The sequence below is a fragment of the Maribacter algarum (ex Zhang et al. 2020) genome (assembly GCF_005885635.1).
GTDB lineage: Bacteria > Bacteroidota > Bacteroidia > Flavobacteriales > Flavobacteriaceae > Maribacter_C > Maribacter_C algarum.
The window spans coordinates 1,342,016-1,354,521 of sequence record NZ_VATY01000001.1 but is presented as its reverse complement, the minus strand read 5'-3'; the positions used below and the strand labels follow the sequence as shown (position 1 = coordinate 1,354,521).

The 12,506-nt window shown below is 36.6% G+C and carries 13 protein-coding genes; all 13 read left to right on the top strand.

The genetic code is table 11. The annotated features are described in order from the left end of the window. The first annotated feature begins 2 nt into the window (after window positions 1-2). Window positions 3-857: a glucose-1-phosphate thymidylyltransferase RfbA gene (gene rfbA, locus FEE95_RS05865; RefSeq protein ID WP_138656890.1), complete on the top strand. Its 855-nt coding sequence runs from the start codon at window positions 3-5 to the stop codon at window positions 855-857. Between the two features lie 11 nt (window positions 858-868). Beyond that, the gene (gene rfbC, locus FEE95_RS05860) at window positions 869-1,414 is read left to right on the top strand and encodes a dTDP-4-dehydrorhamnose 3,5-epimerase (protein WP_138656889.1); all 546 of its coding nucleotides are present in this window, start codon (window positions 869-871) and stop codon (window positions 1,412-1,414) included. Continuing rightward, window positions 1,411-2,184, top strand: a complete 774-nt coding sequence (rfbD, locus tag FEE95_RS05855; RefSeq protein ID WP_138656888.1) for a dTDP-4-dehydrorhamnose reductase — start codon at window positions 1,411-1,413, stop codon at window positions 2,182-2,184. Before rfbC ends, rfbD begins: the two co-directional genes overlap by 4 nt. A 19-nt stretch (window positions 2,185-2,203) precedes the next feature. Further along, the gene (locus tag FEE95_RS05850; RefSeq protein ID WP_138656887.1) at window positions 2,204-2,785 is read left to right on the top strand and encodes an acyltransferase; all 582 of its coding nucleotides are present in this window, start codon (window positions 2,204-2,206) and stop codon (window positions 2,783-2,785) included. 19 nt (window positions 2,786-2,804) lie between these two features. Continuing rightward, window positions 2,805-3,746 (top strand): Gfo/Idh/MocA family protein, encoded by a 942-nt coding sequence (locus FEE95_RS05845; RefSeq protein WP_138656886.1) that lies wholly within the window; start codon window positions 2,805-2,807, stop codon window positions 3,744-3,746. A gap of 104 nt (window positions 3,747-3,850) precedes the next feature. After that, on the top strand, window positions 3,851-5,074 hold the full coding sequence (locus tag FEE95_RS05840; protein WP_138656885.1) for a lipopolysaccharide biosynthesis protein: 1,224 nt from the start codon (window positions 3,851-3,853) through the stop codon (window positions 5,072-5,074). After that, the gene (locus FEE95_RS05835; protein WP_138656884.1) at window positions 5,075-6,349 is read left to right on the top strand and encodes an O-antigen ligase family protein; all 1,275 of its coding nucleotides are present in this window, start codon (window positions 5,075-5,077) and stop codon (window positions 6,347-6,349) included. It abuts the gene before it with no gap. Beyond that, window positions 6,339-7,619 carry a hypothetical protein gene (locus tag FEE95_RS05830; protein WP_138656883.1) on the top strand — a complete coding sequence of 427 codons (1,281 nt, stop codon included), beginning with the start codon at window positions 6,339-6,341 and terminating at the stop codon, window positions 7,617-7,619. Before FEE95_RS05835 ends, FEE95_RS05830 begins: the two co-directional genes overlap by 11 nt. Before the next feature lie 3 nt (window positions 7,620-7,622). Next, window positions 7,623-8,690, top strand: coding sequence for a glycosyltransferase family protein (locus tag FEE95_RS05825; protein ID WP_138656882.1), 1,068 nt, complete (start codon window positions 7,623-7,625; stop codon window positions 8,688-8,690). 141 nt (window positions 8,691-8,831) lie between these two features. After that, the gene (gene wecB, locus FEE95_RS05820; protein ID WP_138656881.1) at window positions 8,832-9,896 is read left to right on the top strand and encodes a non-hydrolyzing UDP-N-acetylglucosamine 2-epimerase; all 1,065 of its coding nucleotides are present in this window, start codon (window positions 8,832-8,834) and stop codon (window positions 9,894-9,896) included. A gap of 8 nt (window positions 9,897-9,904) precedes the next feature. Then, window positions 9,905-11,044 carry an N-acetyl sugar amidotransferase gene (locus FEE95_RS05815; RefSeq protein ID WP_138656880.1) on the top strand — a complete coding sequence of 380 codons (1,140 nt, stop codon included), beginning with the start codon at window positions 9,905-9,907 and terminating at the stop codon, window positions 11,042-11,044. Continuing rightward, window positions 11,041-11,655: an imidazole glycerol phosphate synthase subunit HisH gene (gene hisH, locus FEE95_RS05810; RefSeq protein WP_138656879.1), complete on the top strand. Its 615-nt coding sequence runs from the start codon at window positions 11,041-11,043 to the stop codon at window positions 11,653-11,655. The genes FEE95_RS05815 and hisH overlap by 4 nt, the downstream gene beginning before the upstream one ends. 3 nt (window positions 11,656-11,658) lie before the next feature. Continuing rightward, window positions 11,659-12,423 carry an AglZ/HisF2 family acetamidino modification protein gene (locus FEE95_RS05805; RefSeq protein WP_138656878.1) on the top strand — a complete coding sequence of 255 codons (765 nt, stop codon included), beginning with the start codon at window positions 11,659-11,661 and terminating at the stop codon, window positions 12,421-12,423. Window positions 12,424-12,506 lie beyond the last annotated feature (83 nt).

The window sequence follows — 12,506 nt, the reverse complement described above, 5'->3', positions numbered from 1 at the left end:
AAATGAAAGGAATCATACTTGCAGGAGGTTCAGGAACACGTTTGCATCCCATAACGATTGCGGTAAGTAAACAACTTATGCCTATTTATGATAAGCCTATGATTTATTACCCGTTGGCGACCTTGATGTCTGCGGGAATCCGTGAAATACTATTCATAACTACCCCTCAAGACGCACCTTTATTTCTTCGATTATTGGGTGATGGTTCCCAGCTGGGCTGTAGTTTTCATTTTGAGATTCAGGAGAATCCGAACGGATTGGCAGAAGCCTTTATAATAGGGAAAAGTTTTATTGGCGATGATAAAGTGGCGCTCATTTTAGGAGATAACATTTTTTATGGTTCCGGATTGGCCAAACTACTTCAAACGAACAATAATCCTGATGGAGGAGTTATTTACGGATATCATGTGCAAGACCCAGAACGTTACGGCGTTGTAGAATTTGATGAGAAAGGGAAAGCCATTTCTATTGAAGAAAAACCAGAAAAACCCAAGTCGAATTTTGCAGTTCCGGGAATCTATTTCTACGATAATTCTGTGATTGATATCGCCAAGAACATTAAGCCGAGTAAACGGGGAGAATTAGAAATAACAGATGTAAATAGGGCCTATTTAAATGAGGGAAAACTACAGGTAAGTATTCTGGACAGAGGAACGGCATGGTTGGATACAGGAACATTCAGCTCCCTAATGCAGGCCTCTCAATTAGTTGAAGTAATTCAAGAGAGACAAGGCCTTAAGGTAGGTGCCATTGAAGAAGTAGCCTATACTATGGGCTATATTGATAAAAAACAGCTTCATAGTTTGGCGGTACCATTGCTAAAAAGTGGCTATGGGGAATACTTATTACATCTTTAATACTACTATTTGTGAATTGTATCTCAACAAATTTAAAGGATTGTTTCGTTTTAGAACCTCAAGTTTTCGAAGATGAAAGAGGGTTGTTTTTTGAGTCTTATAATCAGAGTAAGTTTGAAGAAGCAATAGGGAAGCAAGTCAATTTTTTGCAAGACAATCAATCCATTTCTAAGAAAGGAGTACTTCGCGGACTTCACTTTCAAAAAGGAAAATTTGCGCAATCCAAATTAGTGCGAGTGGTTCAAGGAGAAGTGCTTGATGTGGTAGTTGACCTTAGAGAAAAAAGTGAAACATTTGGCCAGCACTTCAAACTCAATCTTTCTGGTAAGAACAATAAAATGATTTTTATACCAAAAGGTATGGCTCACGGATTTGTAACACTTTCAGAAGAAGCTCTATTTACATATAAATGCGATGAATACTACCATAAAGCGTCTGAAAACGGGATTATTTACAACGATGAAACCCTGCAAATAGATTGGGGATATCCAGTAAAGGATATCATACTCTCGCAGAAAGACGAAGAACTTCCTAAGTTTAAAGAGTTATTCCCATGATTAGGATATTGGTAACGGGTTCAGATGGGCAGTTGGGCAAATGCATCCAAAAAATAGTACCTAAGTACTCTAAATTTGAATTTGTTTTCCACAACTCCAAGACTTTTGATATTACCAATCCTGAACTAATAACAGAAGTATTTTCAAAGGAAAATTTTGATTATTGTATTAACTGTGCTGCATATACCAATGTAGAACAAGCTGAAAAGACCCCAAAACTGGCATTTGCTATTAATGCAGAAGCCGTACGACATTTATCCCTGGCTTGCTTTGAATATAAGGTCTCTCTTGTACATATTTCCACGGACTATGTATTTGACGGAGAGAAAAAGTCCCCGTATACTACATCAGATAAGACAAATCCCATAAATGAATATGGGAAGTCCAAGTTAGCAGGCGAACGGCATATTCAAAATAATTTAAAAGAACATTTTATAATAAGAACTTCGTGGTTATACTCTGAATTTGGAAAGAACTTCTATAAAACTATTGTTGAAAAGGCAAAAACAGAATCCGTCTTGAATATCACGGACGAACAAACGGGATGTCCTACAAATGCTAACAATTTAGCTGCTTACATCCTAAATCTCGTTGCTAGAAATGGTAAAAATTATGGTATCCAACATTTTACCGATGGTGAAGCGATGACATGGTATGATTTTGCTAAACTAATTTTGAAAGAAAATAAGTTGGATAAAAACGTGAGACTTGACAGGGCTAAGAATTATCGTACTTTTGCCAAAAGACCAAGGAGAAGTATTTTAGAATAACACTTTCAATTTGTTCCGAATGATTGAAACCAATTTTTTTGCCCATGAAACTGCCGTGATAGATGACGGATGTATTATTGGCAAAGACTCTAAAATCTGGCACTTTTCACATATTATGTCCGATTGTATTTTAGGAGAGAAGTGTAATATTGGTCAGAACGTAGTGGTCTCTCCGAAAGTAGTTTTAGGTAATAACGTTAAGGTTCAAAACAATGTATCTATTTACACAGGAGTCATTTGTGAAGATGATGTTTTTTTGGGTCCCTCCATGGTGTTTACAAATATTGTTAACCCTAGAAGTGCAATAATCCGCCGTGATAGTTATGTACAAACTCTGGTGGAAAAAGGAGCTTCAATCGGTGCCAACGCCACAATTATTTGTGGAAATAAAATCGGAAAATATTCCTTAATAGGTGCTGGAGCGGTAATAACCAAAGAAGTAAAACCCTATGCTCTTTTAGTAGGCAATCCTGCAAAACAAATTGGGTGGGTCAGTGAATATGGACATCGTTTGGTTTTTGACGAAGCAGGGAAAGCCACTTGCAAAGAGAGCAAACAAGAATATCAACTTTCAGGAGATAGTGTAGAAAGAATAAATTGAACAGACAACCAAATACCAAATGAAGAATTTTGCATTGATAGGTGCCGCAGGTTATATAGCACCGAGGCATATGAGGGCCATTAAAGACACGAATAACAATTTAGTAGCTGCTTTTGACAAAGGCGATAGCGTTGGGGTTATCGACTCCTATTTTCCGGGGGCAGATTTCTTCGTGGAGTTTGAACGTTTTGACCGTCATATTGAAAAATTAAAATATGAATCGAATACCTTGCTCGACTATGTAAGTATCTGTTCACCCAACTATCTTCATGATGCGCATATTCGTTTTGCCTTACGAAGTGGGGCAGATGCCATTTGCGAAAAGCCTTTGGTACTCAACCCTTGGAATGTAGACAAGCTAATGCACGTTGAGGAAAAGACAGGTAAAAAAATTTACAATATCCTTCAGCTGCGAGTTCATCCAAGCATCATTGCCTTAAAAGAAAAAGTGAAAAATGCGAATAAGGACAGCAAATTTGAAGTTGACCTGACCTACCTGACTTCCCGAGGCAATTGGTACCATACCTCATGGAAAGGAGACCATAGTAAATCTGGAGGTATCGCCACGAATATCGGTGTGCACTTTTATGATATGCTCTCCTGGATTTTTGGAGATGTCCAAGAAAACATTGTCCATGTTCATGAGAAAGATCGGGCCGCTGGTTTCTTAGAATTTGAAAATGCCAGGGTTCGCTGGTTTCTTTCTATTAATGCTAATTATCTTCCTGAAGAAGTTAAAGCAAAAGGGCAAACTACCTTTAGGTCGATTACAATTGATGGTGAGGAGCTAGAGTTTAGTGGTGGTTTTACCGACTTACACACCATGGTCTATCAAGATATTTTAGCCGGAAAAGGATATGGATTGGAAGCTGCAAGAACTGCTATTGGCATAGTTCACAAGATTAGAAATTCTGAACCTATTGGATTAAAGGGAGAGTATCACACATTCTTAAAGAATTAGAAGAAAGTTCAGTTTAAATAGTCTTATTCACAATACTAATTCATTAAGTTATTGAAGTGAACTTTGTTACTAAAATATGGGCTAAGTTTTCCGGATCGGAATTTATGAGGAACGTCTCCTCGCAGATGATAGGAACCGGAATAGCACAGGCCCTACCATTTGCCGTTACCCCTATTTTAACGCGATTATACTCAGAAAAGGAATTCGCCCTCTACACCTCATTTTTTGCCATTGCAGGAGTTTTTGAAGTAGTTTCTGGAGGCAGGTACCAGTTTGCTATTGTTATTCCAAAAGAAGAAGATAAAGCCAACCGTATTTTCGCACTAAGTATTTATCTTACGATTCTTTATTCCGTGTTGCTCTTCCTAGTAACCTTAGTTGTGCCCGAAGATAATGGGTTTAAAATTGGCAAAGCCCTATATTTTGTTCCGCTTCACGTGTTATTTTTTGGTATTTGGAGTTCTTTTTCTAATTTATCTATTCGACATAAAACCTTTAAAGATAATGCCGTAGCAAAGGTGCTACAATCCTTCTTTTACGTTCTCACCAGTATCGGACTGGGGTTAACAAATTTCACTTTATATGGGTTGGTGGTCGGAAAAATTACAGGATTTCTTAGCTCTTGGGTCTATCTGTTTAAAAGGTCCAATATTAAAGCCGCCTTTGTTCAATGGAGCTCATTAAAAGGGGTGGCCAAAGAATATATCGATTATCCCAAATATGGTATCATCCCAACCTTTTTAAATACGATTTCCATACAAGCTATTATATTGGTTCTGGCTAAATTTTATGGCACTGACGATTTAGGTCATTTCGGATTGACAACATTGGTTTTGGGAGCCCCTATGGGACTTATTGGCGCGTCTTTTAAAGATGTATTTTATCAGAAAATTGCCTATATGATTAATACGGATGGGGCTATTGACTTGTCCGTTAAGTTCTTTAAAAAATCAGCCTTAGGGCTTTTTGCTATTGGATTGCCAATTTGTGCGATTCTTTATTTTTTCGGCCCCCAACTCTTTTCTTTTGTGTTTGGAGATACTTGGGAAAGAGCAGGTACATTCGCATCCATATTAGCATTTAGTTTTTTGGTGAAACTGGTGGCTAGTCCTTTATCTTCGGTATTTAATGCTGTGAATCGATTGAAAATCGCCTCTATTTGGCAGACCTTTTATTTTATAACAACCTTCATTACATTGGGTATTTGCGCATACTATCTAAAACTAGATGTTGAAACTTTATTTTTGGTATATGTGGTGCACGAGTGCATTCTTTACGGATTATACCTAGTATTGCAATACAAAACCTTAAAAGGCTTAAAACCCTAGATGTTTTTAGAAAATGTATTTGGTTTAGAACGACTTGAAAAAACAAGAATTTTTCTCTTGGTTTTACTTGCATTTTGTATGCCACTTCATCAAAAATGGTCAACGATAGTTTTACTGGCTTTGGTCGTAGTTTCTTTAGTTTCAAAAAAACACAAAGCTACTTTTTGGAGTTTACCCTTCCTTCTACCTCCAATTTTATATCTCATGATTGCCTTATCGCTTTTGTATTCAGAGCGAATGGAATTTCGTTATTTGGAGCAAAGGGCGTCACTTATGGCTTTCCCAATTATTTTTTCGGCTTCAAGACTAACTTCAAAAGATAGGGTTAAACTATTTGAATATTTTGTTTTGGGTTGTGCACTTGCTGTTTTGATTTGTTTTGGGAATGCATTTTATAATTCTTTTTCAATTATAGATGGTGAACTTATTTTCAAACCTGTCGTAAACGATGCGTTTTCTTTTATGTATTCCGTTGTGCGAGATGGAAATTATTTTTTCTCATCCCATTTTTCTGTATTTCATCAAACCACCTATTTTGCAATCTATTTGAATACAGCGATTGCCATAATATTAGCCTTTTCGCTGTGGAAGAAAAGCAAAATACATTTCATCCTACTACTGCTTTTCCCTTTGGTAATTTTTCAACTTTCTAGTAAAATAAGTCTACTAATATGCGGCCTGATTTATGTTGTATATGGGCTATCCAGAATTGGAAATAAAGTTTACAAAGGGTTGTTTGTTGCTATTATTTTTTCAATTGGAACACTGTTTCTACTTCAAAATCCAAGAAGTAAAATCATGATTGAAACACTTTTTGAAAGGGGGTTTACTATAGAGCCCAGTGAAAGGTATGGTTATAGCTTGAGATTGATGAGTTGGGATGCTGCTTTGTACGTAGCCTCCAAAAATCCATTTTTAGGGGTCGGTGTGGGAGACACTCAAAAGGAATTGAATGCAGTATATGAGTCCAAAGGATATACCCAACCCCTAAAAGAGGAGCTAAATGCCCACAATCAATTTTTGCAAATTGCACTGGTTTGCGGTGTTGTTGGGGTGTTGATTTTCATATGGCTTCTCTGGAACCTTATTCGAAAAAGTAGACTTTCAAACACACCAAATAACCGACTTTTCAATCTGCTATTTTTAATAATGATAACTTTGAGTTTTCTATTTGAAAGTGTTTTGAATAGATTTTCTGGGATATCATTTTTCTTCTTTTTTTACTATTTGATTATTACCCAAGAAGAGCGAAAAACGATGGTTAATGGTAATTAAGACGGACAAAATAAAGTACGGCAATCTAAAACTCTTGGTGGTTTTATACGTGCTTTTTTTAACCTCTTTCTCATTGGTTATAAAAGACCTCTATGTTTTTTTAAAAGCCAGTGAAACAGCGGGATTGGTTTATGATTTCAGTTTTTTGAAATTTTGTTTTGGATCACTTATCGTACTAGCGAACATATTTGTGTTGTCATCGGTAAAACTAAAGGACATGCTATATGCCGTACTTGTTTTGGTGTTGGTTTTCTTTGTTTTCCCCAGCGCTGTTTTATTTATAAATGTGGATGGAGTGGACATGAGAATCTTCCTTTCTCAAAACATATTCTTTTGGAGTATTCTCTTAATAGGGAAAATAAAAATCAAATTCAGTTCGAAAAAGACGAGTTTAAGATCATCGAAAAACTTACTGTTGGTTGTCGTGTTAGTTGGAATCGTTCCTTTTGTTGTTTTGTATCTGCCTTATATTAATCTTAATAACCTGTTACTTCGTGAAGTTTATGAGACAAGGGCGATAATGGCCTCTAACATAAGCAACCTTTATACCGATTACACATATTCTTGGTTTAGTAAACTGATTATACCAAGCTTGCTTGTTTTCGGACTGTTTAGAAAAAACAAAACAACTGTGTTTTTGGGAATTAGCTCTCTGATTTTTTTGTATTTGTGTGGGGCAAATAAGGCTGTATTTGCAGGTTTGATTATGGTGTTGGTTTTGTATCGTTTTGACTATAGAAAGAAAATGAACTACTTGTTGCTCTTCTTGATAGGAGTTACTTTACTGTCTTTATTTAGTTCACTGGTTTTCAAAAATAATGATTTGATGGTTTTGACTGTACGGCGTCCCTTTTTATTACCAGGGTTATTAGATCTGCTTTACTTCGATTTCTTCGATGGTAATAACTTGTTTTGGTCAGAATCCATAACGGGCTCTTTTATTGAATATCCCTACGACAAGCCGCACTCTTATATTGTTGGGGAGGAGTATTTTGGCAAGGCAGAGTGGAATGCCAATAATGGAATTATTTCTGATGGATTCATGAATTTCGGAATGATTGGAGTAACCATTAATGCAGTTATTGTGGGACTTTATTTTTCCACTTTGAATCAATTGAATATCAGCGGTAAATTTTTTGGATTGATCTTCCTATTTATATTTTCCCTAATAAGTTCATCATTAACTACAGTATTATTGACACATGGCGGATTTGTACTGTTATTACTCGCTATTTTTGTTTTAAAAGATACGCGCAAACAAATGCTCTAATCAATGAAAAAAGTCCTGATACTAACAAAAACAGATTGGAGCGAACCTCCAAGAATCCGGCATCAAATTACGCGTTTGCTAAAGGAGGAAGGATACAGCATTACTTTCGTTGAGAAAAATAGCTATAAGAGTATTTTCATCAAACATAGAAAAGAAGAAGGCATTGATTTTTATTCTCATGCGCAGTTGATACACCATCAATTGAGGTACTTCCCCCTCATTCAGAAATTGAATAATAGTTTGGTAAAATTCTACCTTAAGAAAATCATGAAAAAGTTGGAGTTTGACTTTATAATGAACTTCAGCTATAACTATTCATTTCTTAAGAAACTTGCTCCAGGTAAAAAAATCATTACCATGATGGAAGATGATTTTGAAGCGCAAGCCAAATTCGGAATGACCAAGCAGATTAGAAACCAGATTCGAAAAACATGTCAAAACTCAGACCATGTCCTAACGGTTTCCTATCCTCTTTATGACAAGTTGAACAGCTATCAAGATAATGTGACTCTGTTTTTTCCATGGAGCCAAAGAACTTATATGAGACCATTAGAAAATGGGCGACGAAATACGGTTTTATATTTTGGCTTTGTTGGAAGATTAAACTGGGAAGTCACCGAAGCGATAATTAAAAACACCCCATATAACTTCAGGTTTGTTGGGCCCACAATTCGTAAAAGCGACGAAAAAATGGTTGCCCATTTGAAAAACACCTATACTACTTTCTCATATGTGCCCTATAGTAAGATAGAGGAACTCGAAGTGGATGATGTCTTTTGCTCCATTTTACCCTATGATGCAACTTTAGGGAACGTTCAGGCGACCACGGTAAGTAATCGGGCGTTTAATCTACTTTCTTTAGGCCTGCCGCTGGCTTATGCAGACCTTAGAAATTTGATTAGATCTTCCAAAACCATTATTAGAACAAATAAAACCGCAGGAGAATATGTAGATACTTTGGCCTTTTTTCATGAGAATTTCTATGAAATACAACCGGACATCGAAACCTTTTTAAAAGATCACTACAAATCAATTCGTTGGAATGTTTTAAAGGAGCTTATTGAAAGTTGATTTGCGATTCATTCCCCTGTAGAAGTAAAATGAAGGGTTTGAGAACAAAATACGCCGAGATATCCTATTTTTGAAACACATTTGACTCAAATAAGATAAAATTACAAAAGAGCCCTCGATTAAAAAGACTGTAAAATACACATGAAAATAATAACAGTGCTTGGCGCTCGCCCACAATTTGTTAAAGCTGCCACAGTTTCCAGAGCTTTAAAAGCAAGCAATTCAAACCTAGAAGAGAAAATACTACATACGGGACAGCATTACGATGTGAACATGTCGGATGTTTTTTTTGAAGAAATGGGTATTCCGAAGCCTGATTTCAGACTGGATGTAAATAATAAAGGTCATGGTGCAATGACCGGACAGATGCTCAAAGAGATAGAAGAAATTTTAATAGCTGAAAAACCGAGTATAGTGTTGGTATATGGCGATACAAATTCTACTTTGGCGGGTGCATTGGCTGCCAAAAAACTCCATATTCCAATAGCTCATGTAGAAGCAGGATTACGAAGTTTCAATATAAAAATGCCTGAGGAAATCAATCGTATTCTAACAGATAGAATTAGTGACCTATTATTTTGCCCAACCGAGAATGCTGTTGAAAATCTGAAAAAGGAAGGTTTTGATACTATTGATTGTGAGGTGTTGAATGTAGGGGATGTTATGTACGATGGAGCATTGCACTATGCAAAGTCAATTAAGGAAAGAGCTATTGAAAATGATTATGTTCTTTCAACAATTCACAGAGCAGAAAACACCGATGATGTTTCCAGATTAACAGGAATTATTTCGGCCTTGAACAAAATCAATGAAGATATTTCAGTTGTTGTTCCACTACATCCAAGAACAAGAAAAATAATAGATAACCTTGACCTACAGGTAAACTTTAAAATTTTGGAACCTGTGGGATATTTAAAAATGGTTAATCTTATAAAGTACGCAAACCTTGTTATCACTGATAGCGGTGGCTTGCAAAAAGAAGCTTTCTTTTTCGGTAAATATTGCGTTACTACGAGAGATGAAACCGAGTGGGTTGAAATGGTTGAATACAACTTCAATATTTTAGCTGGTGCGGATGAAGATAAAATATTGGAGAGTTATAATATCTTAATTAAAAAACCTTTTGTTAAGACAATAGAACCATACGGAAAAGGTAATTCTGCTCATTTAATAGCCAAAAAAATAGAGAGTTTCCTTTCGAAATGAAGATGACCATGAATAACAGAGAATACCAAATATGTACAAATTGCGTGATGGATACCACGGATTCGAAAATCGTTTTTGATGAAAATGGGGTTTGTGACCATTGCAATACCTACTTTCAAGACATTTTACCCAAATGGCATACTGATGAACGGGGTGATAAAGCCCTAAAGGAAATAGTGGCTAAAATTAAGAAAGAAGGGAGAGGCAAAGATTTTGACTGTTTAATGGGTATGAGTGGTGGTATCGACAGCTCCTTTCTTCTGTATGCCATGAAAGAAAAGTATGGGTTACGTCCCTTGGTTTTTCATGTTGATGCAGGTTGGAATTCGCAGGTTGCCGTTAATAATATCGAGCGTTTGGTAGATGGATTGGGATTAGATCTATATACAGAGGTAATCAACTGGGAAGAAATGAAAGATTTACAACTCTCATTTTTCAAATCAGGAGTTTCTCATGTAGACACCCCTCAAGACCACGCCTTTTTTGCCACTATGTATAAGTTTGCATCGAAGCATAAAATCAAATACATTCTAACAGGCGGAAATTATTCTACGGAATGTGTTCGCAATCCTTTAGAGTGGATGTATTACCAATCAGACTCTATTCAATTACGGGATATTCATAAAAAACATGGCACAGGAACATTGAAAGACTACCCCGTCACCAATATTCTGTGGCATAAGGTCTATTTGCCTTATTTCAAAGGGATTAAATTGATTCGCCCGTTGGACTATATTCCCTATCATAAAGAAGAAGCCATGCAGTTTTTAGTGGATAACTACGGATATCAAAAGTATCCACAAAAACACTTTGAATCGCGTTTTACCCGATTTTATGAAGCCTATTGGCTACCAAAAAAGTTTGGTTTCGACACTAGAAAAGTGCAGTATTCAAGTTTGATACTGACCGATCAGATGACAAGGGAAGAAGCCTTGGAGGAACTTAAAACACCGGCCTATGACCCTGAAACCATAAAACAAGACTTTGAATTTATAGCAAACAAATTGGGAATATCAGTGGAAGAACTACAGAGCTATATGGACGCCCCTAATAAAACCTACAAAGATTATAAGTCACAAGATAGTATTTATAATATAGGAGCAAGAGTGATGCGAATGGTCGGACTTGAAAAAGGAGGAAAACGATGATAAAAATCGTTAATTACGGCTCGGGGAATATTCAAGCCATTCTTAATATCTATAAGCAATTAAATATTGAATGTTTTGTAGCTAGTACTCCCGAAGAACTTTCAGATTCGACCAAACTTATCCTGCCAGGCGTTGGTGCTTTCGATGAAACCATGCAAGAGTTATTAGATTCTGGCTTTCAGACAGAATTAGACCGATTGGTATTAGAAAAGAAGATTCCTGTAATGGGGATCTGTGTTGGCATGCAAATTTTGGCCAAAAGTAGTGATGAGGGGAAATTATCTGGCTTGGGCTATGTTGATGGTCATGTGAAAAAGTTCGATAGTTTGTTTTTTGAAGAAAAGCCACATATACCACATTTGGGTTGGAATAGTATCAATCCGACAAAAGAGCATCCTATTTTTGAGAATATCGATTTCGAAAGGGGTTTTTATTTTTTACATACCTATTACTTCTCTTGTACTTCAATAGAAAATAGACTGGCAAGTACCTACTACGGACTTGAATACTCATCCGCAGTTAATAATGATAATGTATTTGGAATGCAATTCCATCCCGAGAAAAGCCATAGTAATGGAGTTCAATTATTTAAAAATTTTGCAAACTTATAAGCTATGCTAAGGTCTCGTATAATTCCCTGTTTATTGGTTCGAAACAAAGGCCTTGTCAAGACGGTTCAGTTTAAAGAAGGTAAATATGTTGGGGATCCCATCAATGCCGTTAAGATTTTCAATGAAAAGGAAGTCGATGAATTGATTGTTCTTGATATTGACGCCACCAAAGAAGGGCGTGAACCCGATTTCAAGATGATAGAAAATCTGGCGAATGAATCTCGAATGCCTTTGTGTTATGGGGGCGGAGTTAAAACCGTTGAGCATGCCAAAAAAATCATTCATCTAGGAGCTGAAAAAGTTGCCTTGAGTTCTGCTGTGATAGCAAACCCTAACTTGGTAACGGAAATTGCAAAAGCTGTCGGAGTTCAGAGTGTGATAGTAGTGCTAGATGTCAAAAAGAAAGGTCTTTTTGGGAAGTATCAGGTATATACGCACAACGGAACAAAATCCACAGGAAAGGACCCAAAAGAGTTAGCAAAGCAGTTTGAAGCATTGGGTGCTGGAGAAATCGTGGTAAATTCAATTGATAACGACGGTATAATGAAAGGGTATGATGGTAAGTTGATTGATATGATTCGTTCTGCTATCAACCTTCCAATGACGGTGTTAGGCGGAGCAGGAACTTTGGATGATATTAAAGGAATTATCAAAAAATATAAGGTAATTGGCGTGGCGGCAGGCAGTCTTTTTGTTTTCAAGGGAAAGTACAAGGCAGTGCTTATTAACTACCCCAATAGAGAGGAAATCAAAGAACTTCTGAAATAGACCTCAATTGACATTAGGCTAAAGTTTGTGTAACTTTCCACCCCGAAAGAAACCTTGAATCTCAATTCCGTAAGGAGTTGCTT

Bases quoted from the DNA above. Each gene is read 5' to 3' on its own strand.
- rfbA (WP_138656890.1), top strand. From the start codon at position 3: ATGAAAGGAATCATACTTGCAGGAGGTTCAGGAACACGTTTGCATCCC.
- rfbD (WP_138656888.1), top strand. From the start codon at position 1,411: ATGATTAGGATATTGGTAACGGGTTCAGATGGGCAGTTGGGCAAATGC.
- FEE95_RS05850 (WP_138656887.1), top strand. From the start codon at position 2,204: ATGATTGAAACCAATTTTTTTGCCCATGAAACTGCCGTGATAGATGAC.
- FEE95_RS05845 (WP_138656886.1), top strand. From the start codon at position 2,805: ATGAAGAATTTTGCATTGATAGGTGCCGCAGGTTATATAGCACCGAGG.
- FEE95_RS05840 (WP_138656885.1), top strand. From the start codon at position 3,851: ATGAGGAACGTCTCCTCGCAGATGATAGGAACCGGAATAGCACAGGCC.
- FEE95_RS05835 (WP_138656884.1), top strand. From the start codon at position 5,075: ATGTTTTTAGAAAATGTATTTGGTTTAGAACGACTTGAAAAAACAAGA.
- FEE95_RS05830 (WP_138656883.1), top strand. From the start codon at position 6,339: ATGGTAATTAAGACGGACAAAATAAAGTACGGCAATCTAAAACTCTTG.
- FEE95_RS05825 (WP_138656882.1), top strand. From the start codon at position 7,623: ATGAAAAAAGTCCTGATACTAACAAAAACAGATTGGAGCGAACCTCCA.
- wecB (WP_138656881.1), top strand. From the start codon at position 8,832: ATGAAAATAATAACAGTGCTTGGCGCTCGCCCACAATTTGTTAAAGCT.
- FEE95_RS05815 (WP_138656880.1), top strand. From the start codon at position 9,905: ATGAATAACAGAGAATACCAAATATGTACAAATTGCGTGATGGATACC.
- hisH (WP_138656879.1), top strand. From the start codon at position 11,041: ATGATAAAAATCGTTAATTACGGCTCGGGGAATATTCAAGCCATTCTT.
- FEE95_RS05805 (WP_138656878.1), top strand. From the start codon at position 11,659: ATGCTAAGGTCTCGTATAATTCCCTGTTTATTGGTTCGAAACAAAGGC.